The organism is Variovorax sp. Soil_C_33 (genome assembly GCF_057656935.1).
On the sequence record NZ_JBDGJK010000011.1, the window covers coordinates 30,239 to 56,572 of the forward strand.

Consider the following 26,334-nt stretch of genomic DNA (forward strand, 5'->3'; position numbering starts at 1 on the left):
AGCATCAAGTCTTTCCGATTTTTTGCTATGCAATCTGCCCGGCGTGGCGGATATTGATGCCCTCCTTGTCCTCGAACGCGAATCCCATGCCGCAAGCCTTCACCTCCTCCGTGGCCATCGAAGTCGACCAGCTGCTGCAGCGCCTGGGCGTACCGCGGACCGCCTACACCGGCGGCGACCTGCCCGTGCGCTCCCCGATCACCGGCGAATCGATCGCCGCCGTGCCGCAGACCACGCCGGCCGAAGCCACCGAGGCCATCGGCCGGGCGCACGCGGCCTACCAGGGCTGGCGCAGCGTGCCGGCACCTCGCCGCGGCGAACTGGTGCGCCTGCTGGGCGAGGAGCTGCGCGCGGCCAAGGCCGACCTGGGCCGGCTGGTGACACTGGAGGCCGGCAAGATCCCGTCCGAAGGCGCTGGCGAAGTGCAGGAAATGATCGACATCTGCGACTTCGCGGTCGGCCTGTCGCGCCAGCTCTACGGCCTGACGCTGGCCACCGAGCGCGCCGAGCACCGCATGATGGAAAGCTGGCATCCGCTGGGGGTCTGCGGGGTGATCTCGGCCTTCAATTTCCCGGTGGCCGTGTGGTCCTGGAACGCCGCGCTGGCGCTGGTCTGCGGCGACGCGGTGGTGTGGAAGCCGTCCGAGAAGACGCCGCTCACCGCGCTGGCCACGCACGCCATCGCGCAGCGCGCGCTGGCGCGCTTCGGCGATGCGCCGGAGGGCCTGCTGGAACTGCTCGTCGGCCAGCGCGCCGTCGGCGAGGTGCTGGTGGACGACCATCGCGTGGCGGTGCTCTCGGCCACCGGCTCCACCGCCATGGGGCGCCAGGTCGCACCGCGCCTGGCGGCGCGTTTCGCCCGCGCGATCCTGGAGCTGGGCGGCAACAACGCGGCGATCGTCGCGCCGTCGGCCGACCTCGATCTCACGCTGCGCGCCATCGCCTTTTCCGCGATGGGCACGGCCGGGCAGCGCTGCACCACGCTGCGCCGCCTGTTCGTGCACGACAGCGTGTACGACACGCTGGTGCCGCGGCTGGCCAAGGTCTACGGCAGCGTGCAGGTGGGCGATCCGCGCGCGCCGGGCACGCTGGTGGGGCCGCTGATCGACCGTGCCGCCTTCGAGGGCATGCAGAAGGCGCTGCAGGAAAGCCGCGAAGCCGGGGCCACGGTGCATGGCGGCGGCCGCATGGACGGCATCGCGGGCGACGACGCCTTCTACGTGCGGCCGGCCCTGGTGGAACTGGCCGCCCATGCCGGCCCGGTGCTGCGCGAGACCTTCGCGCCGATCCTGTACGTGCTGCGCTACCAGTCGCTCGACGACGCGATTCACTGGCACAACGAAGTCGGCGCCGGCCTGTCGTCCTCCATCTTCACCTTGAACGTGCGCGAGGCCGAGCGCTTCATCTCGAGCGCGGGCTCGGACTGCGGCATCGCCAACGTCAACATCGGTCCGAGCGGCGCCGAGATCGGCGGCGCCTTCGGCGGCGAGAAGGAGACCGGCGGCGGGCGCGAGGCCGGCTCCGACAGCTGGAAGGCCTACATGCGCCGCGCCACCAACACCATCAACTACTCCACCGCCCTGCCGCTGGCCCAGGGCGTGACCTTCGACATCGAGGGCTGAGCGCATGGCTTCTTCGCGCACCGGCGGCCAGATCCTGGTCGACCAGCTCATCATCCATGGTGTGGATCAACTGTTCTGCGTGCCCGGCGAGAGCTTCCTGGCCGTGCTCGACGCGTTGCACGACGCCAAGATCGAGGTCACCGTCTGCCGCCAGGAAGGCGGCGCGGCCATGATGGCCGAGGCCCAGGGCAAGCTCACCGGGCGCCCCGGCATCTGCTTCGTGACGCGCGGGCCGGGCGCGACCAACGCGGCGGCCGGCGTGCACATCGCGCACCAGGACTCGACACCGCTGCTGCTCTTCGTCGGCCAAGTGGCGCGGGGGGCGCTGGGGCGCGAAGCCTTCCAGGAGCTGGACTACGGCGCGGTGTTCGGCACCATGGCCAAGTGGGTGGTGCAGGTCGACGACCCGGCGCGGCTGCCGGAGCTGGTGTCGCGCGCCTTCCACGTGGCCACCTCGGGCCGGCCGGGCCCGGTGGTCATCGCGCTGCCCGAAGACATGCTGACCGAGGCGGCGGAGGTGGCCGATGCGCTTCCCTATGGCGTGGCCGAAACCCATCCAGGCGCGGCGCAGCTGGCCGAACTGCAGCAGCGCCTGGCAGCGGCGCAGCGGCCGGTGGTCATCGTCGGCGGCAGCCGCTGGTCCGAGGCGGCGGTGCAGCAATTCAGCGCTTTCGCCGAGGCCTTCGCCCTGCCCGTCTACTGCTCATTCCGGCGCCAGATGCTGTTCAGCGCCGACCATCCCTGCTACGCCGGCGACCTCGGCCTCGGCGCCAATCCACGCCTGCTGGAACGCATCCGCCATTCGGACCTGGTTCTGCTGGTGGGTGGTCGCCTGTCCGAGGTGCCGTCGCAAGGCTACGAGCTGCTCGACATCCCGTCGCCGAAGCACCCTCTGGTGCATGTGCACGCCGATGCGGACGAGCTGGGCCGCCTGTACCGCGCGACCCAGGCCATCCACGCGACGCCGCAAGCCTTCGCCCACGCGGTGGCCGCGCTGCGCCCGGCGGCGCCGCCGTCCTGGCGGGCCGCGACGGCGGCGGCGCGCGAAGAATTCCTGCGCTGGAGCGACCCGGCGCCGATCCGCATTCCGGGCCCACTGCAGATGGGCGAAGTGATGCAGCACCTGCGCGAGGTGTTGCCCGCCGACACCATCTTCTGCAATGGCGCGGGCAACTTCGCCACCTGGGTGCACCGCTTCTGGCCCTTTCGCGCCTTTGCCAGCCAGTTGGCCCCGACCAGCGGCTCGATGGGCTACGGCCTGCCCGCCGGCGTGGGCGCCAAGCGCCTGTGGCCGCAGCGCGAGGTGGTGGTGTTCGCCGGCGACGGCGATTTCCTCATGCATGGCCAGGAATTCGCCACGGCCGTGCAGTACGGCCTGCCCATCCTGGTGGTGCTGCTCGACAACGCCATGTACGGCACCATTCGGATGCATCAGGAACGGCACTACCCGGGCCGGGTCAGCGCCACGCAATTGAAGAACCCCGATTTCCGCCGCTACGCCGAGGTGTTCGGCGGCCACGGCGAGCGCGTCGAGCGCACCGAGGAGTTCGCCCCCGCCCTGGCGCGCGCCCGCGCCAGCGGCCGGCCTGCCCTCCTGCACTGCCTGCTGGACCCGGAAGCCATCACCCCCGGCAGCACGCTGCAGGGCATCCGCGCCGCAGCGCTTTCTGCCGACTGATGCCCGGGCGGGTTTCCTTTTGTTTCAGAGTGACGGGTAATCCCCGATGCACTGGCACGGTGCGCACCCTAAAGTCTCGCCACTCGCAAACGGGCCTGCCCGCAGCGCGGGGGACCGAGGAGACATTCGCCGAAGAATCAAAAGATCGATACAAAAGGCATCCGAACGAGATGCCGCTTGCTTGAACAAGGCGCCGCTGGTCGGCGCCTTTTCTTTGGCTTCGCTACTGGACCAGTTTGCCGCCGGCGCCGAACATCGCGAAGTCCACGAAGCGCGACGCCGTCTGGCCCCTGGCGCTGAAGTCGAGCGTGTAGCCGCCGACATCCACCGCCTTCGCCGAGGCCAGCGCGGCGCTCACGCCGGCCGCATTGAGCGTGGCGGCGCCCTCCATCACCTTGACCAGCGCCTTGGCGGCGATGAAGCCTTCCATCGAGCGCCCCGAGAGATCCGGATCCTTCGACGCCTGGCGCAGCTGCAGGTACTCGCGCACCACGGCGCGGTCGCCCTGCTGCGGCAGCACCACCGAGAAGGCGTAGCCGCGCGCACGCTGCGGCCCGAGCGCCTTGAGCAGCGCATCGGTGTCGATGATCGACATGCCGTAGAGCATGCTGCCGGCCCCGCCGGCGGCCGCGTACTGCTTGACGAATTCGATGCCTGCGGCCGTGGTCGCGCCGAGAAAGACGACTTGCACCTTGGCCTTGGCGATCTCGGCCACGGCCTTCTCGACGGCCACCGTGTTGCGCGGGTAGCCGGCGCGCACCACGAGCTGGATCCCATGCGCCTTGGCGGCCGCTTCGGCCCCGGCCAGCACGTCCTGGCCCAGGCCGTCGTCCTGGTAGACCAGGCCCACCCGCTGCACGCCGACGGTGGCCAGTTGGCTGAACAGCCGCGCGACCTCGTCGTGGTAACTCGCCTTCACCACGTAGATGCCCGGCGCCTGCGCCACGGTGCTTGCGCCCGAGACGGCTCCGATCATCGCCACGCCCTTTTGTGCCAGCACCCCGTCCTTGGCGATGGCCTCGAGATTGGTCGTGCCCACCGTTCCCAGCAAGGCCACCGGCGATTCGGCCGCGATGATCTCCCGCAGAAGGCGCACGCTTTCATCCGCCTTCTGCGCGTCGTCGCGCGTCACCAGCCTGATCGGCCGGCCACGCACGCCGCCCTTGGCGTTGACGGCGTCGAAATACAACTTGGCGCCGGCATGGATGGCCCGGCCGGTGACCGCCTGCGGCCCCGTGAATGGCGCGACCTGGCCGACGACGATCGGCTCGCCTGGGGCAGCAGCACTCCAGTGAGCGCTCGCCAACAAAAAGACGGCCATACAGGCACTGCGCCAGCGCGCGAAACGGCGCCCGCCCTGATTCCCGATGCTCATGAGACCTTTCCGGCGTTGCCGCCGATATCGTTTTGGTAACGATTGTTTACAAGGGCCGAGAGCGTACAGGAGGGCGCAATCACCCTCGCCGACCTAGGGTTAACCCGTGAATCGATGGGTCGTCAGGGCGCCGTTGCCGCGGCCGGCACGATGGGCCAGGCCATCTCGCTCGCGACCCGCGGCTTGCCGATCGGAGCCCCGGCCTTGCCGGCCTGCACCGCGGCCAGGTCCTGCTCGTTGGGGTACTGGTCGGCCAGCCAGTAGTCGAACACGCGGCGCACGATCGGGGCGGCGGCCGCCGCGCCGAAGCCGGCGTTCTCGACGATGATCGCGACCGCGATCTTGGGCGCCTCCGCCGGCGCGTAGGCCGCGAACAGCGAGTGGTCGCGCTGGTGCTCCTCCAAGGCCTTGGCGTTGTACTTGACGTTCTGCCCCATCGTCACGGCCTGCGCGGTGCCGGTCTTGCCCGCCGAGCTGTAGGGGGCGCCCGCGAAGACGCGCGTTCCGGTGCCGCCCTTGTTCACCGCGACGAGCGCATTGCGCACGATGTCGACGTTCTTCGGCAGGAAGCCCAGGTCCACGGCCGGCGGCTGCGGCAGTTGGGCCACCTCGCCCGTGACCGTGTCCTTGATTGCCTTCACCAGATGCGGGCGGTGGTTGATGCCGCCGTTGGCGAGCGTGGCCTGGGCCACTGCGAGCTGCAGCATCGTGAAGTTGTTGTAGCCCTGCCCGATGCCGAGCGAGACGGTTTCGCCCGGGTACCACTTCTTCATCTCCGGGCGCTTGTAGGCCTCGCGCTTCCAGGTCGTGCTGGGCAAGAGGCCGCGCACCTCGCCGTGCACGTCGATGCCGGTGATCTGGCCGAAGCCCAGCGGCTTCATGAAGTCGTGGATGGTGTCCACGCCCATGTCGACCGCGAGCGAATAGAAATAGGTATTGCTCGAATGCTGGATCGCGCGGTGCATGTCCACGCCGCCCAGGCCGCCCTCGTGGCTGCGGAAGGTGTGGCCGCCGAAGGTGTAGAAGCCCGGGTCGTTGACCACCACGTTCGGCGCGCGCTTGCCGAGCTGCAGCGCGGCCATGGCCATGAAGGGCTTGTAGGTCGAGCCCGGCGGGTAGGTGCCGCGCAGCGCGCGGTTCAGAAGCGGCTTGTCGAGCGACTCGTTGAGCGCCTGCCAGCTTTCATTGTCGATGCCTTCGACGAACAGGTTCGGGTCGAAGGTGGGCTTGCTCACGAAGGCCAGCACCTCGCCGCTGGTGGGGTCGATCGCCACCAGCGCGCCGCGGCGCTCGCCGAACATGTCTTCCACCAGCTTCTGCAGCTTGATGTCCAGCGAGAGCATCACGGTGTTGCCGGGCGTCGCCGGGTGGCTGGCGAGCCGGCGCACCGCGCGGCCGCCGGCCGAGGTTTCCATCTGCTCGACGCCGGTGTGGCCATGCAGCGTCTTCTCGTAGCTCTGCTCGATGCCCAGCTTGCCGATGTAGTCGGTGCCCTTGTAGTTGGCCTGGTCTTCCTCGCTCCAGTCTTCCATCGCGGTCTTCTCGCGCTGGTTGATGCGGCCGATGTAGCCGAGCGCGTGAGAGGCGAGCTCGCCGTTGGGATAGCTGCGGAACAGCCGGGCCTTGATCTCCACGCCGGGGAAGCGGTAGCGCTGCGCCGCGAAGCGCGCGACCTCCTCGTCGCTCAGGCGCGTGCGGATCGGAATCGAATCGAAGCTGCGCGAGTCCTCGCGCAGGCGCTTGAAGCGGCGGCGGTCGCGCTGCGACACCTCCACCACCTGGCCGAGGCTGTCGATGGTCTCTTCCAGGCTGCCGACCTTCGAGGGTGTGATCTCGAGCGTGTAGGCCGAATAGTTGGAAGCCAGCACGATGCCGTTGCGGTCGAGGATCAGGCCGCGGTTGGGCACCACCGGCACGACTGCCGTGCGGTTGCTCTCGGCCTGCTCCGCGAGGTCGTCGTGGCGCACCACCTGCAGGAAGAACAGGCGCGCGCTCAAGAGACCGAAAGCGGTGAGCACGACGAGCCCGATCACGATCACACGGCGCTTGAAGCGCGCGAGGTCAGCGGCGACGTTGCGGAGTTCGGTCATGGCGCGCGGAGCCTACGCTGCGGGAGCGCGAAGAACAAGCCGGATCAGCATGTCACAGCGGGCGGTTGGCATCGGGCTCGGGGGTGCGGCGCTGCGGCGCGAGCAGCGCCAGGCTCACCAACGGCCACAGGGCGGTCTCGATGGCCGGCGAGATCAGGATCGTCCAACCCGGAAAGATGCCGCCGCCGACCATCCGGATCGCGACTTCGATCAGGTGCGAGAGCGCGAACAGCGGCAGCACCTGCAAGGCCTGCGAGACCACCGGGTACCAGAGCAGGCGCCGGTGGATCATGATCGCGAAGAAGCCCAGCGTGGTGTAGGACAGCGCATGCTGGCCCAGCATCGCCGTCTGGTGCACGTCCATCAGCAGGCCGAACATGAAAGCCGCGCCGATACCGATGCGCGCGGGCTGGTGCACGCTCCAGAACACGATCACCAGCGCCAGCAGGTCGGGCGTCCAGGCGGCGCGACCCACCGGAATCATGTTGACGAGCAGGGCCGCGATGAGGCTGGCCCACATGAAGAGGGGACTGACGGGCAGCAGAAGCTGCTGCTGGCCGGGACGCATGATCATCGGGTTCGGCCCTCCTTCTTGTCCGGCTTGGCGGCGGACTTGTCCGCCTTCTTCTTGGCCGCTGCCGCATCCGGCGCCGGCGCCGGCGCCGGTGCCGGCTTCGGCGCCTGCACGCCGGTGGGCGCCAGCACCAGCACGTAGCGCGCGGCCGTCACATGGGCCAGCGGCACGCAGTGGATGCGCGCGAAGGCGGTGTCGGCACGGCGCTCGATGCGGTCGATCTTGGCGACCGGCAGGCCCGGCGGATAGACGCCGTCGACGCCGCTGGTGGTGAGCAGGTCGCCTTCCTGGACGTCGGCGTTGGCCGCCATGAAGCGCAGCTCGAGACCGCCGCCATGGGCGCTCGCATCGCCGAAGGCCACGCTGCGGGCGCCGGTGCGCACGTTCTGCACGGGGATGGACAGGTCGCGGTCGATCACCAGCGTGATCTCGCTGGTGAAGGGCTGGACCTGCGTGACCTGCCCGACCACGCCGTGCTCGTCGATCACCGGCGAGCCGGCCGCGATGCCGTTGCTGAGGCCCTGGTCGATGACCAGCTTGCGGGTGTAGGGATCGGCGGCGTCATAGAGCACCTCGGCTGCGCGACCCGGCGCCTGCGTGCTCTGGCGCAGTTCCAGCAGCGAGCGCAGGCGCGCGTTCTCCTGCGCCAGGGTATCGGCCTGGCTCGCGCGTTCGGACTGCAGCGCGAGCGCCTTGCGGGCCTCGGCCTCCTTGCTCTGGGCAGTCTGCAGGTCTTCGAGGTAGCGGCCGCCGCCCATCGCAAGCTGCACCGGCTTGAGCGCCAGCCACTGGATGGGATAGAGCACCGCGCCGATGCCCGCGCGCAGCGGCTGCACGATGTTGAATCGTGCGTCGGCCACCATCAGGAACAGCGCCAGCGCGCTGAAAAAGATCAGCTTGCTGAGCGCCGAGGGGCCCTGGTTGAACAGGGGTGGCGCGGTGCGATCCAGCGTGCCCAGGGGCATGGTGTGAGCTGCGCGTTAGCTTAGATATAGATACGAAAAAGCCGGCCGATGCTGACACGGGCCGGCCGGATGTGCAAAGTGTGCATCACTCGCTGGTGAAAATGCTTCCCAACCTGTCCATGCGTTCCAGGGCGATGCCGCAGCCGCGCACCACGCAGGTCAAGGGGTCTTCGGCCACCAGCACCGGCAGGCCGGTCTCTTCGGCCAGCAACCGGTCGAGGTCGCGCAGCAGCGCGCCGCCACCGGTCAGCATCATGCCGCGCTCGGCGATGTCGGCGCCCAGTTCGGGCGGGGTCTGCTCCAGCGCGTTCTTGACCGCCGAGACGATGTTGTTGAGCGGATCGGTCAGCGCTTCCAGCACTTCGTTGCTGCTGATGGTGAAGCTGCGCGGCACGCCTTCGCTCAAGTTGCGGCCCTTGACTTCCATTTCCTTGACTTCGGAACCGGGGAAGGCCGAGCCGATGCTCTTCTTGATGACCTCGGCCGTCGGCTCGCCGATCAGCATGCCGTAGTTGCGGCGGATGTAGTTGATGATGGCCTCGTCGAAACGGTCGCCGCCGACGCGCACGCTGCCCTTGTAGACCATGCCGCCGAGCGAGATCACGCCCACCTCGGTGGTGCCGCCGCCGATGTCGACCACCATCGAGCCGCTGGCTTCGGACACCGGCAGCCCGGCGCCGATCGCGGCGGCCATGGGTTCCTCGATCAGGTAGACCGAAGTGGCGCCGGCCGCCTCGGCCGCGTCCTTGATGGCGCGGCGCTCGACCTGGGTCGAGCCGCAGGGCACGCAGATGATGATGCGCGGGCTGGGCGTGAGCAGCGAGCGCGGGTGCACCATCTTGATGAACTGCTTGATCATCTGCTCGGTGATCACGAAGTCGGCGATCACGCCGTCCTTCATCGGGCGGATGGCCTCGATGTTGCCGGGCACCTTGCCGAGCATGGCCTTGGCTTCGCGGCCCACGGCCTGGATCACCTTCTTGCCGTGCGGTCCGCCTTCGTGGCGGATGGCCACGACCGAGGGCTCGTCGAGAACGATGCCCTTGTTGCGCGCAAAGATCAGGGTGTTCGCGGTGCCGAGGTCGATCGCGAGGTCGGTAGAAAAGTACCGACGGAAAGCTCCAAACATTCTGGAATCCTCTGGAGCACGGCATGCGCGTCGGCATGTCGTCGCCCTCTTGCTGGGTCTTTTTTGACGGGGTGGTTGGATCGTTTTTGCAGCAAATGCCGTCGCGTTCGCGGGGGTTGCGGCAAAGGCGGGATAATACCTGAATCCCCTCTGTATCCCAGCGCTGGCGCACCCTTCCGACGTGTGGCGGCCTTCTTTTTTCGATGTCACTCACTTCCTCCGATATTGCGCGCATCGCATCGCTCGCCAGGCTGGAGCTTGCTCCCGATGAGAGCGAACGCATGCTGGGCCAGATCAACGGCTTTTTCGAACTGGTGGAGCGGATGCGCGCGGTCGACACCGCCGGCCTGGAACCGCTCGCCCACCCCGTCGCCGCCTTCGAGGATGTGACGCTCCGGCTGGCCGAGGATGTGGCGAGCGAACCGAACCGGCGCGAGGCCAACCAGCGCAGCGCGCCGGCGGTCGAGAACGGCCTGTTCCTGGTGCCGAGGGTGATCGAATGAGCGGCGACTTGCATCAATTGGGCGTGGCCGAATTGGCCGCGGCCCTGCGCGAACGCAAGTTGTCGGCGGTCGAGGCCTCCCAGCACCACCTGGCGCGCATCAAGCGGCACCAGGATCTCGGCAGCTTCGTCGCCCTCGACGAAGAGGCGACGCTGGCCCAGGCTCGCGCCGCCGATGCCCAGCTTGCCGCCGGCGGCGCCCCGGCGCTGGCCGGCGTGCCGATCGCGCACAAGGACATCTTCGTCACCACCGATTTCCCGACCACCGCGGGCTCGCGCATCCTGGCCGGCTACCGCTCGCCGTTCGATGCCACCGTGGTGCGCAAGCTGGCCGAGGCCGGCGCCGTCACGCTCGGCAAGCTGAGCTGCGACGAGTTCGCGATGGGCTCGGCCAACGAGAACGTGGCCGTGCCCGCGGTCGGCTTCGACCAGGCCGTGCCGGTGCGCAACCCCTGGGACGCGACGCGCATCCCCGGCGGCTCCTCGGGCGGCAGCGCCGCTGCGGTGGCCGCGCGCCTGGTGCCGGCTGCGACCGGCACCGACACCGGCGGCTCGATCCGCCAGCCGGCCTCCTTCTGCGGCGTGACTGGCATCAAGCCGACCTATGGCCGCGCCTCGCGCTACGGCATGGTGGCCTTCGCTTCCAGCCTCGACCAGGCAGGGCCGCTGGCCCGCTCGGCGCAAGACTGTGCGCTGCTGCTGTCGGCCCTGTGCGGGCCGGACCCCGAGCGCGACTCGACCTCGCTCGACAAGCCGGCCGAAGACTTCTCGCGCACCCTCACCGATTCGCTCGAAGGCCTGCGCATCGGCGTGCCGAAGGAGTTCCTGGGCGAAGGCGTTGCTCCCGGCGTGCGCGCGGCCATCGACGCCGCGCTGGCCGAGTACGAGAAGCTCGGCGCCCGCCGCGTCGAGGTCACGCTGCCGCGCACCGAACTGTCGATCCCGGTCTACTACATCATTGCGGCGGCCGAGGCCTCGAGCAACCTGAGCCGCTTCGACGGCGTCAAGTTCGGCCATCGCGCCAAGAACTACCGCGATCTGGCCGACATGTACGCCAAGACGCGCGAGGAAGGCTTCGGCGACGAGGTCAAGCGCCGGATCATGATCGGGACCTACGTGCTGTCGCATGGCTACTACGACGCCTACTACCTGCAGGCGCAGAAGGTGCGCCGCATGATCGCCGACGACTTCCAGCAGGCCTTTGCCCAGTGCGATGTGATTGCCGGCCCGGCCGCGCCCACGGTCGCCTGGAAGCTGGGCGAGCACGGCGGCGACCCGGTGGCCGACTACCTGGCCGACATCTTCACGCTGCCGGCCTCGCTGGCCGGCCTGCCCGGCATGAGCGTGCCGGCGGGTTTCGACGGCGGCATGCCGGTCGGCCTGCAATTGATCGGCAACTATTTCGGCGAGGCGAAACTCCTGAATGCCGCCCACCGCTTCCAGCAGGCAACGGACTGGCATCAGCGCACGCCGGAGGGCTTTTGACATGAACTCCTTCGAACAGATGCAGAAAGGCCGCCCGACCGGCCCGCTGGTGCAGGGCTACGAGGTCATCATCGGCTTCGAGACCCATGCCCAGCTCTCGACCGCGAGCAAGATCTTCAGCCGCGCCTCCACTGCCTTCGGCGCCGAGCCGAACACGCAGGCCTCGGCGGTCGACCTGGCGCTGCCCGGCACGCTGCCGGTGATGAACAAGGGCGCGGTCGAGCGCGCCATCAAGCTCGGGCTCGCGCTCGGTTCGCACATCGCGCCGCGCAGCGTCTTTGCACGCAAGAACTACTTCTATCCGGACCTGCCCAAGGGCTACCAGATCAGCCAGTACGAGATCCCGGTCGTGCAGGGCGGCTCGGTGAGCTTCTTTTTGGGGGATGAGAAGAAGACCGTGCGCCTGGTGCGCGCGCATCTCGAAGAAGACGCCGGCAAGTCGCTGCACGAGGACTTCGTCGGCCAGTCGGGCATCGACCTCAACCGCGCCGGCACGCCGCTGCTGGAGATCGTGACCGAGCCCGACATGCGCTCCACCGCCGAGGCAGTGGCCTATGCGCGCGAGCTGCACAAGATCGTGACCTGGATCGGCATCTGCGACGGCAACATGCAGGAAGGCAGCTTCCGCTGCGATGCCAACGTCTCGGTGCGCCGGCCCGGCCAGCCGCTGGGCACGCGGCGCGAGATCAAGAACCTGAACAGCTTCAAGTTCATGCAGCAGGCGATCGACTACGAGATCCGCTGGCAGATCGGCGAGATCGAGGACGGCCGCGCGATCCAGCAGGCCACCGTGCTGTTCGATCCCGACACCGGCGAGACGCGCGCCATGCGCACCAAGGAAGACGCGGCCGACTATCGCTACTTCCCCGATCCGGACCTGCCGCCGCTCGCGATCGCGGCCGAGTGGATCGAGCGCGTGCGCACCGACATGCCGGAGCTGCCGCGCGCGATGGCCGAGCGCTACGTGCGCGAGCACGGCCTGTCGGACTACGACGCCACGCAGCTCACCCAGAGCCCCGCGCTCGCCAATTACTTTCAGAGCACGGTGGCCGCCGGCGCCAATGCCAAGCTGGCGAGCAACTGGATCACCGGCGAGATCGCGCGCCGCCTCAACCTGCAGGACATCGCGATCGGCGAAGCGCCGGTGACGGCCGCGCAGCTCGCGAAGCTGATCGCGCGCATCAGCGACGGCACGGTGTCGAACAACGCCGCGCGCCAGGTCTTCGATGCGCTCTGGACCGGCGAAGGCCAGGACGCCGACCAGCTCATCGAAGCCAAGGGCCTGAAGCAGATGAGCGACACCGGTGCGCTCGAGAAGATCGTCGACGGCGTGCTGGCCACCAACCAGAAGAACATCGACGAATACCGCGCCGGCAAGGACAAGGCCTTCAATGCGCTGGTCGGCCAGGTCATGAAGGCCAGCCAGGGCAAGGCCAATCCGGCGCAGGTCAATGCGCTCCTGAAGGCGAAGCTGGGTTAGGCGAGGGGGGCCGGCTCAGCGCGCCGTGGTCGTGGGCGCATTGCCGGCCCACAGCGGCTTGAGGCGGCCACGCTCCTCGTCGAAGCGTGCGTTGACGCGCTTCTTCTCGTCTTCCTGGTCGCCGATGAAGCGGTTCTGCACCGCGACGCTCTTGCCGTTGTCGTCCAGCTTGCGGCGCAGCGAGTCAGGCGCCTTGCTGACGTCCTTCTTGTAGAACTCGAGCTCGTCGTCGATCTTCTTGCGCTCCTCGGCCAACTCGCCCAGGCGCTTCTTGGCGGCGGTGATCACCGCATCGATCTGGACCAGCGCTTCGGCGCGTTCGCGGTCGTGCGCGGTGGCGTTGGGATAGCGGATCAGGAGCGCGCGTTCGCGGCGGCGCTCTTCGATCAGGCGCGCCGCCTGCAGCTGCGCCTGGCGCTCGCGCTCCTCGCGCTCGGCCAGCTCGCGCGCCGTATAGGTGGGTTCGATCTTGCGCCGCACGCCGCCGGTCGGACTGAGCTCGCGCTGCTCGCGATCGCTGCAGTCGGCGATCGGGCGGTCGGAAGTGAGGGTGCGGCCGCGGGCGTCGACGCAGCTGTAGATGCCCGAGCTCGCGGGCGGCGCCGTTTGCGCAGAAACCGCACCAGCCGCCGCCAGCAGGAGGGCCAGAGAAGCGATGGATATGCGCGCCAACGTCGGTCCTTCAGACAGTGGAATCAACCCGCGCCGTAGCGCACCCTGTATGCCAGCACTCCCTCCCGGTGGGCGCTCAGCTCGTCGTCCGCGCGGCCCGAGAGGTAATGTAACAAGTCGTCGAGCGTCGCGATCGCCACCACCTGCAGACCGAGCTGATTGCGGACATATTGCACGGCGCTGTGGTCCACGTCGACGCCGTTCTCGGTCGCCTTCTCCTGCCGATCCAGCGCGATGGCCACCGCGTGCGGGGTGGCGCCGGCGCTCTGGATGGCGGCGATCGACTCGCGCACCGCGGTGCCGGCCGACATCACGTCGTCGACGATCAGCACCCGGCCCTTGAGCGGCGCGCCGACCAGCGTGCCGCCCTCGCCGTGGTCCTTGGCTTCCTTGCGGTTGTAGGCGAAGGGCACGTTGCGGCCGCGCCGGGCGAGCTCGGCGGCCACCGTGGCGCCGAGCGGGATGCCCTTGTAGGCCGGGCCGAAGATCATGTCGAAGTCCAGCCCGCTGGCGATCAGCCGGTCTGCATAGAATTCGGCGAGCCGCGCGAGCTTGGCGCCGTCGTCGAACAGGCCCGCGTTGAAGAAATAGGGGCTCATGCGGCCGGCCTTGGTCTTGAACTGGCCAAAGCGCAGCACCCCCGATTCGAGCGCGAACTGCACGAAGGCCTGCGCCAGCGCACCGCCCTCGCCTGCCCTTGTCACCACCTCTTCAGCCATCGGGAACGTCCTTGTGTTCAAACTGACCAGCCTCAACCTCAATGGCCTGCGCTCGGCCGCGACCAAAGGCGTCGCCGACTGGGTGGCCGAACTGGCGCCGGATTGTATTTGCATGCAGGAGATTCGCGTCCAGGCCAGCGACATCGAAGGCCGTTTCGAGGCCATGGCCGGTCTCAAGGGCCACTTCCATTTTGCGGAGAAGAAGGGCTACGCCGGCACTGCGGTTTACACCAAGCACGAGCCCAGCGAGGTCGTGGTGGGCTGGGGCGACACCGAGTTCGATGCCGAAGGCCGCTACCTCGAGCTGCGCTTCGATACGCCTGCGCGCAAGTTCTCGGTCATCAGCTGCTACTTCCCGAGCGGCTCCTCGGGCGAGGAACGCCAGGCCGCGAAATACCGCTTTCTCAAGGGCTTCTTCCCGCACCTGATTGCGCTCAAGGCCGAGCGCGAGTTCGTCCTCTGCGGCGACATCAACATCGCGCACAAGGAGATCGACCTCAAGAACTGGCGCGGCAACCAGAAGAACAGCGGCTTCCTGCCCGATGAGCGCGCCTGGATGACGAAGCTGCTCGACGCCGGCGCGGAAGGCGCGGGGCTGGTCGACGTCTACCGCATGCTCAAGCCCGACACCACCGACGAGGCCTACACCTGGTGGAGCAACCGCGGCCAGGCCTATGCCAAGAACGTGGGCTGGCGGCTGGACTACCACCTGGCGACGCCGAAGACCGCGCAGCTCGCGCGCAGCGAGCAGATCTTCAAGACCATCAAGTTCAGCGACCACGCGCCGATCACGGTGGACTACGAGTTCACGCTGTAGCCAGCGCCGCCTTCAACGCTTGCGTAAAGGCCTGCATGGCCTCGGTCTCGGCCGTGCCGCGCCGCGTGACGCGGTAAAAGTCGATGCCCACCTTGGGCTTGACCAGGATGTCCGTGCGCACCCGGTGCCGCCGGCAGGCCGCGAGCGCGAAGCTCGGCATCACGGCGGTGCCGAAGCCGGCCTCGACCATCGAGATCAGCGTGCCGAAGAAATTGAAGGCCGGCCGATGCGCATCCGCCCGCCCGATCGCGCCCAGGTGCACGTCGATGACCTTCTGGATCGGGTTGCTCTGCGGCAGCCCGAGCAGCGGCGCGGAACGAAGCGAGGACCAGGGCACGCTGCCGAGTGGCGGCGGCGTTTCGTCCGTGCCGGCAGGCGCCACGCGCATCAGCTGAAAACGCCCGACCGGCTTGCGATCCAGCCCCGGCGCCGCCTTGAAGAAGAAGCCCAGGCCCATGTCGGCCTCGCTGCCCGCCACCATCGCCTCCACGTCGCGCAGGTCGGCATCGAAGAGCTTGAGCTGGATCGCAGGATGGCTCGCGCGGAACCGGCCGAAGACCTGCGGCAGCAGGTTGGAAGACACCAGCGGCGTGGCCGCGATGCGCAGCGTCTGGCGCGCCTGGTCGCCTTCGGCGCCGAGATGGGCGGTCACGTCATCGAGCTCGGTCAGCACGCGCTCGACGACCGGGAGCAGCTGCCGGCCCGCGGCGGTGAGGACGACCATGCGCGTGGTGCGGTCGAACAGGCGGCAGCCCAGCTGGCGCTCCATCTCGCGTACCAGGGTGCTCAGGCCGGCCTGCGTCATGTGCGCCTGCTCGGCCGCGCGCGTGAAGTTGCCGATGCGCGCGACATGCAGGAAGGCGCGCATCTGGCGGACGGACAAATTCATATGAATTCATGATAAATCCATACGACATCTAAATTTCACAGATGATCATCTCGCCGATCTAATCCGGCCATGAGCAAAGAGAAATCAACCGAAGTGATCGTGCTGGGCGCCGGCATCGGCGGACTGACCCTGGCACTGAGCCTGCACCAGGCCGGCATCGCCTGCCGTGTCTACGAAGCGGTGCCCGAACTCAAGCCCCTGGGCGTGGGCATCAACCTGCTGCCGCATGCGACGCGCGAGTTGAGCGAGCTGGGCCTGCTGCCGGCACTGGACGCGGTGGGCGTTCGCACGCAGGAAGCGGTGTTCTTCAATTCGCACGGCCAGCTGGTGTTCCGCGAGGCGGCGGGCACCGCGGCCGGCTACGACTGGCCGCAGTATTCGATCCATCGGGGCGACCTGCACACCGTGCTGCTGGACGCCGTTCGCGAACGCCTCGGCGCCGGCAGCGTGGTCTGCGGCCACCGCTGCACCGGCGTCGACCAGGACGAGAGCGGCGTGACGGCGCGCTTCACCGCGCCGGACGGCACCGCCCTGCCCGAGGTGCGCGCATCGCTGGCCGTGGGCTGTGACGGCATCCATTCGGTGCTGCGCAAGCAGCTCTATCCGAACGAGGGCGCGCCGCGCTACTCGGGCGTCAACATGTGGCGCGGCACCGCGAAGCACAAGCCTTTTCTCTCCGGCGCGAGCATGGTGCGCGCGGGCTGGCTGGACCAGGGCAAGATGGTGATCTACCCGATCCGCAACGACATCGACGCCGAAGGCAACCAGCTCGTCAACTGGGTGGCCGAGATCCACGCGCCGCAGCCGGCGCTGCAGGACTGGAGCCGCGCCGGCCGGCTGGAAGACTTCCTGCCGGCCTTCGAGGACTGGCATTTCGACTGGCTCGACGTGCCGGCGCTGATCCGCTCGTCCGACGCGATCCTCGAATACCCCATGGTCGACCAGGATCCGCTGCCGAAATGGACGCACGGACGGCTCACGCTGCTCGGCGATGCGGCGCATCCGATGGTGCCGCGCGGCTCCAACGGCGCCGGCCAGGCCATCATCGATGCCCGCTTCCTCGCCGGCGCACTGCACAAGCTCGGCGTCGGCACCGAGGCGCTCGAGGCCTACGACCGCGTGCGCGTCAAGGCCACCACCGAGGTGGTGCTGACCAATCGCAGCAATCCGCCCGACACCATCCTGCGCGAGGTGTTCCAGCGCTCCGGCGGCAGGCGCTTCGAGCGGCTGGAGGAGATCGTGAGCACCGAGGAGCTGCAGGCGATTTCGGACAACTACAAGCGGATCGCGGGCTACGACCCGGCGGCGCTGAAGGCGCGCCCTTCCTACCTTTGAATGACGAACGAACGAACAACGCGGAGACACCCATGCGCCCCTTGACCAAGATCCTCGGCACCCTGCTGCTGGCCGCCAGCGCCGCGGCCGCCCATGCCTGGCCCGACCAGCCGATCACGCTGGTGGTGCCCTACACGCCCGGCACCGGCATCGACCTGATCGCGCGCCAGCTCTCGGCCCGGCTGCCGGCCATCCTCGGCCAGCCGGTGGTGGTGGACAACGTGGCGGGCGCCAGCGGCAACATCGGCAGCGAGAAGGTGGCGCGCGCCAAGCCCGACGGCTACACGCTGCTGGTGCAGGTCAACACGCTGGTGATGAACAAGAGCCTCTACAAGTCGCTGGCCTACGACCCCGTCAACGACTTCACGCCGGTGTCGCTCACCTCCTGGGGCACGCTGCTCTTGGTCACCAACCCGAACGTGCAGAAGACCACCTCGGTGGCGCAGGTGGTCGCCGCGGCCAAGGCCAATCCGGGCAAGTTCACCTATGCCACGCCCGGCGTCGGCACGCCGCACCATCTGTCGATGGCGCTGCTGCTGCAGAACACCGGCACCGAGATGCTGCACGTGCCCTACAAGGGCACGGCCGGCGCGGTGACCGACCTCCTGGGCGGGCGCATCGACTACATGTTCCTGCCGGTGCACGTGGCGCTGCAGCACATCCAGGCCGGCAAGCTCAAGGCCATCGCGACCGGCAGCGACAAGCGCCTGACGCAGCTGCCCGAGGTGCCCACGCTGGCGGAGGCCGGCATCCAGGGCGGCAACGTCGACATGTGGTACGGCGTGCTGGCGCCCAAGGGAACGCCGAGCGCGGTGGTCGCGCGGCTCAACAAGGAGATCGCGGCGGTGTTGAAGCAGCCCGAGGTGGCTGCCGCTTTCGAAGCGCAGGGCATGGTGCCGGCAGCATCGACGCCCGCCGACTTCGGCAAGTTGATCGACAAGGACGCCGCGCGCTGGGCGACCGTGGTGAGCCGCGGCGGCATCACCGCAGAATAGAAGTGCTCCCCCAGCCTTCTCGCACTTGCCGCGTCACCGGCGATTGGCGTGGCGAGCCATATGCACCTGATGCAGCGTGATCTTGCGCACCTCGGCCTGGCTGGTCTCGATGTGCGCGCGCAGCAGCATCGCCGCCTGGTCGCCGCGGTTGGCACGGATCGCCTTCAGGATTTTCCCGTGCTCGTCGTAGGTGGCGTCGATGCGCGGCTGCTTGGTGAAATCGAGCTGGCGAATGATGCGGATGCGGTCGGTCACGTCGCGGTGCACGCGCGCCATTTCCGCATTGCCGGCCGCCGCGACCAAGGAGCAATGAAAGGCTTCGTCCCATTGTGCAACCTGCGTCGCGTCCGAACTGCGCTGTGCCACCGGCACGAGCCAGATGCCGGCCAGGTCGTCGAGCAGGCTGCGATCCACGCGCCGGTCGGTTTCGCAGAGCCGGTGCACCGCGGTGGTCTCCAGCACCATGCGCAGGTCGTAGAGCTGCTCGAACTGATCGAAGTCGAAGGGCAGCACGCGCCAGCCGCTTCGGAACAGCACCTCGACGAAGCCCTCCTGCTGCAGCCTGAAAAGCGCCTGGCGCACCGGCGTGCGCGAGACGCCGAGGCGCTCGCTGATCTCGTTCTCGGTGAAGCGGTCGCCCGGCACCAGGCTGAACTCGGCCACGTCGCGCTTGAGCTGCGCGTAGACCTCGTCGGCGCGGGTGCGGAAGACAGTAGCGTCGGCCGCAGGCTGGGAAGGGACGGAACGGGATCGGACGGTGGACACGCAGGGAATGTTAGTCGTTGCCAAGCGCGCCCAGCAATGCGGCGCTCGGCGCGGTCCAGCCGACGATCGCGCCCTGGGCCCGGATCATCTCGATGGCCGCCGTCTTGAACGCGGGGAAGTAGCTCTCGGTGCAGTCTTCCAGCAGCAGGCTGTCGTAGCCCCGGTCGTTGGCCTCGCGCATGCTGGTCTGCACGCAGACCTCGGTGGTGACGCCCATGAAGACCAGCTTGCGGATGCTGCGCTGCTGCAGCATGGACTGCAGGCCGGTGGCATAGAAAGCGCCCTTGCCGGGCTTGTCGATCACGATCTCGCCGTCGATGGGCGCGAGCGCATCGATGATCTGGTTGCCGGGTTCGCCGGCGACCAGGATGCGGCCCATGGGGCCCGTGTCGCCGATGCGCAGCACGGGCGCGCCGCGGTTGCGCTTGGCGGGCGGACAGTCGGCGAGGTCGGGGCGATGGGCTTCGCGCGTGTGAATGACGAGGCCGCCTTTTCTTCTCCACGCATGGAGCACCGATTGCGTGGCAGGGACGATGGCCTGGAGCAGCGACACGTCGTTGCCCAGCGTCTCGCCGAAGCCACCGGGTTCGATGAAGTCGCGCTGCATGTCGATGATGACGAGGGCTGTCCTGTCCAGCTCGAACTCGTAGGCGAAGGGGTTGGCATCCATCTTTGTCATGCGTGATGCCCCCCGCCCATATGCGCCCCCAGCACATGCCGCTGCGCGGAAGCCGCGGAGGTCTCGAACACGATCCGTCCTTCGCTCATCACGACGATCCGGTCCGCCAGTTCCAGCAGTTCGTCGAGGTCTTCGCTGACGAGCAGCACGCCCCCGCCCTTCTGCCGCACCTGCACGATGCGGCCGTGGATCTCGCGCACGGCGGCGAAGTCCAGCCCGAACACGGGATTGGCGGCGATCAGCACGTTGATGTCGCCGGCCAGCTCGCGGGCCAGCACGGCGCGCTGCACATTGCCGCCGGAAAGGCTGCGGATCGGCGCGCCCTCCCCCTGCGTCTTCACGCCGTACTCGGCAATCCACTCGCGCGCGCGGCTGCGCCAGGCCGCGAAGTTCAGCACGCCGCCGCGCGCCAGCGGCGGCTGATCGAAGTCGCGCAGCGCCATGTTCTCCGCCACGCTGAGATCGCCGACGCAGGCGTTGCGCAGCGGCTCCTCGGGCAGGCTGCGCAGCTTCAGGCGCCGGTTCTCCTCGCGCCGTGCGGCGTAGGGCTCGCCCATCACGGTCATGCGCCCCGCGATCCGCGGCCGCTGGCCGACCAGCGCTTCGACCAGCTCGCGCTGGCCGTTGCCCGAGACGCCGGCGACGCCGAGGATCTCGCCCGCGCGCACGGCGAGGCTCAGGTCGTGCACGGCCAGCGTGCCGCGGTCGCCCCGCGCCTGCAGGCCCTCGACCTGCAGGGCGATGGGCGCATCCGCCGCCGTTTGCTTCATCGCATGCAGCGCCCGGCCGACCGGCGCTGCGGTGTCGCTCTCGGGTGGCGGCGCCTCGCCTTCGCCCATCATGGCCGTGGCCAAGCGCCGAGGGTCGGTGTCGGCCACGCGGCAGTGGTGCACGGCTTTTCCGCGCCGCAGCACCGTCACGCTGTCGGCATAGGCCATCACCTCGCGGAACTTGTGCGTGATGATCAGCACGGTGCACAGGCCGCTCTTCGCGAACGCGCGCACATGGCCCAGCACCTCGTCGGCCTCCTGCGGCGTCAGCACCGAGGTCGGCTCGTCGAGGATCAGGAGGCGCGGCTTCAGGTAAAGCTGCTTCAGGAGCTCGAGCTTCTGCTTCTCGCCGGCCGCCAGCTCCGAAGGCCGCCGGTCGAGGTCGAGGCGGAAGGGCGTTGAGGCCAGAAAGGCCTCGAGCTCGGCGCGCTTGCGTTTCCAGTCGATCAGGGCCGGCGTCTTGCCGCCGGCCAGCAGCAGGTTCTCGGCCACCGTCATGCCGGGCGCCAGCGTAAAGTGCTGATACACCATGCCGATGCCGAGCGCGCGCGCCACCACCGGGTTGGCGATGCCCTGCTCGCGACCATCGATCAGGATGCTGCCCTCCTCCGCGCGCTGGTAGCCCGCGACGCACTTGACCAGCGTGCTCTTGCCGGCGCCGTTCTCGCCCAGGAGCGCGTGCACCGTGCCGGGCTCGACCCGCATCGTCACGCTGTCCATCGCGGTGAACCTGCCGAAGCGCTTGGTCAGCCGGTAGGTGTCGAGCGCGAGCGCGCCGGTGGCGGCTGGCAGCGCGCCGATGGATTGGGGCGAGGCCTCCGACATGCCGGCCTCACATCGCCGCCAGCGCATCGAGCAGCGCGCTCGAATGCGCATGCGCGCCGAACACGCCGCCCTGCATCGTGATCATCTTCAGCGCCGCGAGGTGGTTGCCATGGTCGGTCGCGGCCGTGCAGTCCGCGAGCAGCAGGCATTCGAAGCCGCGGTCGTTGGCGTCGCGCATCGTGGTGTGCACGCACACGTCGGTGGTGATGCCGGCCAGGATCAGGTTCTCGATGCCGCGCGTGCGCAGCACCAGTTCGAGATCGGTGGCGTAGAAGGAGCCCTTGCCGGGCTTGTCGATCACCACCTCGCCCTCGATCGGCGCGAGCGCGGGAATGATCTCCCAGCCCGGCTCACCGCGCACCAGGATGCGGCCGCAGGGGCCGTCGTCGCCGATGCCCACGCCGCCGGTGCCGATCTGGCGCGAGCGCCAGCGCTTGTTGGCCGGCAGGTCGGCCAGGTCGGGCCGATGGCCTTCGCGCGTGTGGATGATGTGGAAGCCGAGTGGCCGCAGGCGCGCCAGCGTGCGCGCAATCGGCTCGATCGGCGCCTGCACCAGCGAGAGGTCGTAGCCCATCACGTCGACGTAGCCGCCCTTGCCGCAGAAATCGGTCTGCATGTCGATCACGACGAGCGCGGTGTTGTCGGGCCGCAGTGCGCCGTTGTAGGGCCAGCGGTAGGGCTCGGCCGCGACGTAGCGTTCGTTCATAAGGCCTCCGGTCCCTTGTAGTTGCGCTCCGGCCGCTCGAAGCCGAAGCCGCTGCCATCCCTGACCTTGACCTCATCGCTCCACGGCAGCCTGTAGCGGCCGGCCGCCATGTCGCGCATGTAGGTGTAGGGGCAATCCTGCGCACCACCCTTCACCGCCACGTAGCCGCGGTGGTAGAGCTGGTAGATGTTGTTCTCCACGCCCCAGCCGGTGCGGGCCTCGCGCACCAGGTCGGGCCGCAGCTCGGCGGTGACGATCTCGTCGGGCCGCCCGCCGCCCTCCACCAGCACTGTGCCGTCGAAGTTGCAGAACATGCCCTCGCCCATCGAGTCGAAAGTGCCGTCGCTGCCGCACATGCACACGCTTGCCGTGTAGGCGAGGTTGCAGAAGGCGTTGGCCTGGTTGGTGATGCGCCAGGCATGGCGGATCGGCGCCGTGTAGCCCGCTGTGCGGATGATGATCTCGGCGCCCTTGTACGCGGCCTCGCGCGCCATCTCGGGCAGCATGCCGTCGTGGCAGATGATCAGGGCCAGCTTGCTGCCCCTGGGCCCGTCGCACACCGGCACGCCGATGTTGCCGGGCTCCCACGGTTCGACAGGCACCCAGGGATGCATCTTGCGGTAGTAGAGCGCGACGGCGCCCTGGTCGTCGATGACCAGGCCGCTGTTGTAGGGATTGCCGCCGGGGTTGGCTTCCATGATCGAGAAGCAGCCCCAGATGCGGTTGTCGATGCAGGCCTTCTTGAAGGCCGCCACCTCGGGCCCGTCGAGCGAACACATGATCTCGGACGCAGTGTCCATCGAGAGGCCGTGCAGCGCGTACTCCGGGAACACCACCAGGTCCATCGTGCCCTGGTTGCGCCGCGCCTTTGCCACCAGCTCGCAGATGCGCTGCGTCTGCGCCGCGAGCTCGGCCTTGGTCCTGACGACCGGCAGCTGCAGCTGCACGAGCCCGACGACCACACCATGCTCCGATTTGTTGAGACCACCCAGACCGCTCATCGCTTGGTTCCTTTCTCAGCGGGTCGACGACAGCTCGCCGGGGCTGCCTGCCGCCACGCTGCCCGGCTTGCAGGTCAGCACCAGGATCACCAGCGTCAGCACATAGGGCACCGTGTTGAAGAGGTGGTAGCCCCAGCCCACGCCGATCGATTGCAGCGCCGGCCCGATGGCGCCGGCGCCGCCGAACAGCAGCGCCGCGCCGATGCAGCGCAGCGGACTCCAGCGCGCGAAGATGACCAGCGCCACCGCGATCAGCCCCTGCCCGCTCGAGATGCCCTCGTTCCAGCTGCCCGGATAGAAGAGCGTGAGCGAGGCGCCGCCGAGCCCGGCGATGAAGCCGCCCGCCGTGGTGGCCGCGACGCGCAGCCCCGCGACCGAATAGCCAAGCGCGCGCGTCGCGTTGGCCGAGTCGCCGGCCATGCGCACCAGCAAGCCGATGCGCGTGCGCGCAAAAGCCCACCAGAGCACGAAGGCCAACGCGATGCCGATCGGCACCAGTGCATTGACCTGCAGCGCCGAGCGCACCACCGGGTTGTCGCTCCAGTCGCCGAGCGGAATGGCCGGCAGCTGCGGCGCCTGCGGCTGGATCAGCGGCTTGCCGAGATAGAACGCGAGCCCGGTGCCGAGCAGCATCAGCGCGATGCCGGTCGCGACGTCGTTGACGCGGTCGAGCGAGCACAAGAGGCCATGCAGCAGCGCCAGCAGCGCACCGGCCGCGGCGCCGATCAGCACGCCGAGCCAGGCCGAGCCGGTGAGCCAGGCACCGCCGAAGGAAGCCATGGCCGAGAGCACGAGCACGCCTTCGAGCCCGAGGTTGATGCGGCCCGATTTCTCGGTCAGGCATTCGCCGAGGCTCACGAAGAGAAAAGGTGCGCCGACGCGCAAGGCGCCGCCGACGATGCCGGCCACGAGCGCGATCCATTGGTCGGCTGTCATACCGGCTCCTTGCGCATCTGCGGCTCGGCGGGACGCGGCATCCGGTTCCTGAGCAGCGTCTTCCAGTCGACCAAGCGCAGCCCCTCGCTCGCAAGAATCAGCACGAAGGCGATGCCCTGCAGCACCAGCACCGACGCATCGGGCAAGCCGAGCCGCCGCTGCAGCAGGCTGCCGGCGGCACCGAAGCCACCGAACAGGATAGCGACCGGAATGACGGCCACCGGGTTGTGGCGCGCGATGAAGGACACCAGGATGCCGGCATAGCCGTAGCCCGCGATCAGCGAGGCGTTGGCGTTGGTGTGCACCGCCGCGACTTCGACCGCGCCGGCCACGCCGGCACAGGCGCCGCCGAGGCCGCAAGCGGCCAGGATCAGCCGGTTCGCAGGCAGCCCGACCAGCTGCGCCGTGCGCGGATTGCCGCCCACCACGCGCACCGCAAAGCCCGAGGCCGTGGCGCGCAGCCAGAACCCCGAAGCCAGGCAGGCCACGATGCCGATCGCGAGCCCCCAGTGCACGTCCGAACCGCCGATGCCTCCGATCGCCAGCCCCTCCGCGAGCGAACGCGTCGCCGGCTTGTTGAGGCTGGCCGGATCGCGCAGCGCGCCTTCGACCCAGTGCTTGAAGAGCCCGATCGCGACATAGGCGAGCAGCAGGCTGCTGATGGTTTCGTTGATGCCGCGGTACTGGCGCAGCCAGCCCGCCAGCGCGATCCACAGCGCACCGGCCAGCGCGCCGGCAATGCACAGGGCCGCGGTGCCGACGATGTTGCCCGGCAGCGGCAGCACATAAGGCAGCGCCGCGCAGGCCAGGCCACCCAGCACCAGCGCGCCTTCACCGCCGATCACCACCAGCCCGGCGCGCGCGGGGATCGCAACGCAAAGCGCGGTGAGCATCAGCGGCGCGGCACGCTGCAAGGTGTTCTGCCACGAGAACCAGTCGCCGAAGGCGCCCTTGAAGAGGATGACCCAGACCTCCAGCGGGCTCACGCCGGCGAACCAGACGAACACGCCGAACAGCAGCAGCGCCGCCGCGATGGCGAACGCCGGGAGGGCCATCTCCTTCAACGCATGGCGCATGAGTTCTTATCCTGGTTGCCGGCCGCCGCCGGGCCGCCCCAAGGCGGCCGGGCCTCCCCCTCGGGGGGTGGAGTTACACGAGCGCAGCGAGTGAAAAGCCGGGGGGCAGACATTTCAGCCGATCGAGCCCACCACACCTTCGACGAGGTAGTTCATCTTTTCCAGCTCGAGGTCCGTCTGCTTGAGCGCCTTGCCGGCCGGAATGACGACCACGCCCTTGTTGTCCTTCAACCCGCCCTGGAAGATGTCGAAGGTGCCCGCGAGCATCTTCGCCTTGATGTCGTCGGCGTTCTTCTTCGCCGCGTCGCTCACCATCGAACCGTAGGCCGACATCTTCACGTAGCCTTCCTTCAAACCGCCGCGCAGGAAGTTGGGATGCGGCTTGCCGCTCTGCGCCGCCTCGACCGCGGTCTTGTAGGCCGTGAGCCAGTTCCACTCGGCGCCGGTGAGGTAGGCGCTGGGCGCCAGCTTGGCCTGGCTCGCGTGGTAGCCGCAGACCATCTTGCCGCGCTTGGCCGCGGTCTCGACCACCACCTTCGGGCCGTCGACGTGCATCGTGAAAACGTCGCAGCCCTGGTCGGCCAGGCTGTTGGTGGCTTCGGCTTCCTTGACGGCCATCGACCAGTCGCCGGTGAAGATCACGCTGCAGGTGATGCCGGGCTTGACCGAGCGCGCGCCCATGGTGAACGCATTGATGTTGCGCAGCACCTGCGGAATGGGCTTGGCCGCGACGAAGGCGATCTTGTTGCTCTTGGTCATGTGGCCGGCGATCACGCCATTCAGGTACTGGCACTCGTCGATGTAGCCGAAGAAGCTGCCGGCGTTCTTCGGATGCTTGCCCTCGGACCAGAGGCCGCCGCAATGCGAGAAGCGCACGTCGGGGTTCTTCGGCGCCACAGCCAGGATGTGCGGGTCGAAGTAGCCGAAGGAGGTGGGGAACAGCAGCTTGGCACCGTCCTGCGCGATCATCCCCGTCATGGTCTTCTGCACGGCCGCCGTCTCGGGCACGTTCTCTTCTTCCACCAGCTTGATACCGGGCAGCTTCTTGAGCTCGGCCGCGGCCTGCGCATGCGCCTGGTTGTAGCCGTAGTCGTCGCGCGGGCCGACGTAGATCACGCCCACGGTCAGCGGCTTCTGCGCGCTCGCCAACGCGCTCCATCCGCCCAACGTGCTGGCGGACGCGAGTGCGGCAAGGGACTTGAGGGAATCGCGGCGGTTGAACTGGCTCATGGTTGCTCCTGGAAGTGGG

At 68.6% G+C, this 26,334-nt stretch carries 24 protein-coding genes; 8 read left to right on the top strand and 16 right to left on the bottom strand.

Features of this window, described 5'->3' with window-relative positions; translation table 11 throughout:
• Positions 1–86 precede the first annotated feature (86 nt).
• Both amaB and AC3A6B_RS17750 read left to right on the top strand, forming a co-directional pair.
• Positions 87–1,622, top strand: coding sequence for an L-piperidine-6-carboxylate dehydrogenase (amaB, locus tag AC3A6B_RS17745; protein WP_487837987.1), 1,536 nt, complete (start codon positions 87–89; stop codon positions 1,620–1,622).
• A gap of 4 nt (positions 1,623–1,626) precedes the next feature.
• Entirely contained in the window at positions 1,627–3,300 is a 1,674-nt protein-coding gene (locus AC3A6B_RS17750; RefSeq protein WP_487837988.1) for a thiamine pyrophosphate-binding protein, read from the top strand.
• Between the two features lie 223 nt (positions 3,301–3,523).
• Here AC3A6B_RS17750 and AC3A6B_RS17755 read toward each other — a convergent pair whose 3' ends face one another.
• From AC3A6B_RS17755 to AC3A6B_RS17775, 5 genes are all read right to left on the bottom strand, one after another.
• Positions 3,524–4,675, bottom strand: coding sequence for an ABC transporter substrate-binding protein (locus tag AC3A6B_RS17755; protein ID WP_487837989.1), 1,152 nt, complete (start codon positions 4,673–4,675; stop codon positions 3,524–3,526).
• Positions 4,676–4,797: 122 nt separating this feature from the next.
• Positions 4,798–6,765, bottom strand: coding sequence for a penicillin-binding protein 2 (gene mrdA / locus AC3A6B_RS17760; protein WP_487837990.1), 1,968 nt, complete (start codon positions 6,763–6,765; stop codon positions 4,798–4,800).
• 52 nt (positions 6,766–6,817) lie between these two features.
• The gene (gene mreD, locus AC3A6B_RS17765; protein ID WP_487837991.1) at positions 6,818–7,339 is read right to left on the bottom strand and encodes a rod shape-determining protein MreD; all 522 of its coding nucleotides are present in this window, start codon (positions 7,337–7,339) and stop codon (positions 6,818–6,820) included.
• Positions 7,336–8,304, bottom strand: coding sequence for a rod shape-determining protein MreC (mreC, locus tag AC3A6B_RS17770; protein WP_487837992.1), 969 nt, complete (start codon positions 8,302–8,304; stop codon positions 7,336–7,338). The genes mreD and mreC overlap by 4 nt, the downstream gene beginning before the upstream one ends.
• Before the next feature lie 85 nt (positions 8,305–8,389).
• On the bottom strand, positions 8,390–9,433 hold the full coding sequence (locus tag AC3A6B_RS17775) for a rod shape-determining protein (protein ID WP_028249609.1): 1,044 nt from the start codon (positions 9,431–9,433) through the stop codon (positions 8,390–8,392).
• A 203-nt stretch (positions 9,434–9,636) separates the two neighbouring features.
• Here AC3A6B_RS17775 and gatC point away from each other — a divergent pair, with 203 nt between their 5' ends.
• Genes gatC through gatB form a run of 3 tightly spaced genes read left to right on the top strand, consistent with a single transcriptional unit; the run spans position 9,637 to position 12,900 of the window.
• Positions 9,637–9,936 carry an Asp-tRNA(Asn)/Glu-tRNA(Gln) amidotransferase subunit GatC gene (gene gatC, locus AC3A6B_RS17780; protein ID WP_487837993.1) on the top strand — a complete coding sequence of 100 codons (300 nt, stop codon included), beginning with the start codon at positions 9,637–9,639 and terminating at the stop codon, positions 9,934–9,936.
• On the top strand, positions 9,933–11,420 hold the full coding sequence (gene gatA, locus AC3A6B_RS17785) for an Asp-tRNA(Asn)/Glu-tRNA(Gln) amidotransferase subunit GatA (RefSeq protein WP_487837994.1): 1,488 nt from the start codon (positions 9,933–9,935) through the stop codon (positions 11,418–11,420). The genes gatC and gatA overlap by 4 nt, the downstream gene beginning before the upstream one ends.
• Position 11,421: 1 nt before the next feature.
• Positions 11,422–12,900 carry an Asp-tRNA(Asn)/Glu-tRNA(Gln) amidotransferase subunit GatB gene (gene gatB / locus AC3A6B_RS17790; protein WP_487837995.1) on the top strand — a complete coding sequence of 493 codons (1,479 nt, stop codon included), beginning with the start codon at positions 11,422–11,424 and terminating at the stop codon, positions 12,898–12,900.
• Between the two features lie 15 nt (positions 12,901–12,915).
• On the opposite strand, the gene AC3A6B_RS17795 is transcribed toward gatB, so the two are convergent.
• Together AC3A6B_RS17795 and pyrE are read right to left on the bottom strand one after the other, a co-directional pair.
• Positions 12,916–13,572, bottom strand: a complete 657-nt coding sequence (locus AC3A6B_RS17795; protein WP_487837996.1) for a DUF4124 domain-containing protein — start codon at positions 13,570–13,572, stop codon at positions 12,916–12,918.
• A 23-nt stretch (positions 13,573–13,595) separates the two neighbouring features.
• Positions 13,596–14,291, bottom strand: a complete 696-nt coding sequence (gene pyrE / locus AC3A6B_RS17800) for an orotate phosphoribosyltransferase (protein WP_487837997.1) — start codon at positions 14,289–14,291, stop codon at positions 13,596–13,598.
• A gap of 13 nt (positions 14,292–14,304) precedes the next feature.
• Here pyrE and AC3A6B_RS17805 point away from each other — a divergent pair, with 13 nt between their 5' ends.
• Positions 14,305–15,108: an exodeoxyribonuclease III gene (locus AC3A6B_RS17805; protein WP_487837998.1), complete on the top strand. Its 804-nt coding sequence runs from the start codon at positions 14,305–14,307 to the stop codon at positions 15,106–15,108.
• On the opposite strand, the gene AC3A6B_RS17810 is transcribed toward AC3A6B_RS17805, so the two are convergent.
• Positions 15,098–15,997: a LysR family transcriptional regulator gene (locus AC3A6B_RS17810; protein WP_487837999.1), complete on the bottom strand. Its 900-nt coding sequence runs from the start codon at positions 15,995–15,997 to the stop codon at positions 15,098–15,100. The two genes, AC3A6B_RS17805 and AC3A6B_RS17810, sit on opposite strands and share 11 nt — an antisense overlap.
• 69 nt (positions 15,998–16,066) lie before the next feature.
• On the opposite strand from AC3A6B_RS17810, the gene AC3A6B_RS17815 reads away from it, so the two are divergent.
• Positions 16,067–17,332 carry a flavin-dependent oxidoreductase gene (locus AC3A6B_RS17815; RefSeq protein WP_487838000.1) on the top strand — a complete coding sequence of 422 codons (1,266 nt, stop codon included), beginning with the start codon at positions 16,067–16,069 and terminating at the stop codon, positions 17,330–17,332.
• A gap of 32 nt (positions 17,333–17,364) precedes the next feature.
• Positions 17,365–18,327 (top strand): tripartite tricarboxylate transporter substrate binding protein, encoded by a 963-nt coding sequence (locus AC3A6B_RS17820; protein ID WP_487838001.1) that lies wholly within the window; start codon positions 17,365–17,367, stop codon positions 18,325–18,327.
• A gap of 33 nt (positions 18,328–18,360) precedes the next feature.
• On the opposite strand, the gene AC3A6B_RS17825 is transcribed toward AC3A6B_RS17820, so the two are convergent.
• From AC3A6B_RS17825 to AC3A6B_RS17860, 8 genes are all read right to left on the bottom strand, one after another.
• Positions 18,361–19,092 (bottom strand): GntR family transcriptional regulator, encoded by a 732-nt coding sequence (locus AC3A6B_RS17825; RefSeq protein WP_487838002.1) that lies wholly within the window; start codon positions 19,090–19,092, stop codon positions 18,361–18,363.
• 10 nt (positions 19,093–19,102) lie between these two features.
• A complete protein-coding gene (locus tag AC3A6B_RS17830; protein WP_487838003.1) occupies positions 19,103–19,771 on the bottom strand; it encodes a cysteine hydrolase family protein in 669 nt (222 codons plus the stop codon).
• Complete coding sequence (locus AC3A6B_RS17835; protein ID WP_487838004.1) at positions 19,768–21,366, bottom strand: ABC transporter ATP-binding protein; 1,599 nt, start codon at positions 21,364–21,366, stop codon at positions 19,768–19,770. Before AC3A6B_RS17835 ends, AC3A6B_RS17830 begins: the two co-directional genes overlap by 4 nt.
• A gap of 7 nt (positions 21,367–21,373) precedes the next feature.
• A complete protein-coding gene (biuH, locus tag AC3A6B_RS17840) occupies positions 21,374–22,072 on the bottom strand; it encodes a biuret amidohydrolase (RefSeq protein ID WP_487838005.1) in 699 nt (232 codons plus the stop codon).
• Positions 22,069–23,073: a formamidase gene (locus tag AC3A6B_RS17845; protein ID WP_487838006.1), complete on the bottom strand. Its 1,005-nt coding sequence runs from the start codon at positions 23,071–23,073 to the stop codon at positions 22,069–22,071. The genes biuH and AC3A6B_RS17845 overlap by 4 nt, the downstream gene beginning before the upstream one ends.
• 15 nt (positions 23,074–23,088) lie before the next feature.
• Positions 23,089–24,009 carry an ABC transporter permease gene (locus AC3A6B_RS17850; protein WP_487838007.1) on the bottom strand — a complete coding sequence of 307 codons (921 nt, stop codon included), beginning with the start codon at positions 24,007–24,009 and terminating at the stop codon, positions 23,089–23,091.
• Complete coding sequence (locus tag AC3A6B_RS17855; protein WP_487838008.1) at positions 24,006–25,085, bottom strand: ABC transporter permease; 1,080 nt, start codon at positions 25,083–25,085, stop codon at positions 24,006–24,008. Before AC3A6B_RS17855 ends, AC3A6B_RS17850 begins: the two co-directional genes overlap by 4 nt.
• 114 nt (positions 25,086–25,199) lie before the next feature.
• Complete coding sequence (locus AC3A6B_RS17860) at positions 25,200–26,315, bottom strand: BMP family ABC transporter substrate-binding protein (protein ID WP_487838009.1); 1,116 nt, start codon at positions 26,313–26,315, stop codon at positions 25,200–25,202.
• Positions 26,316–26,334 lie beyond the last annotated feature (19 nt).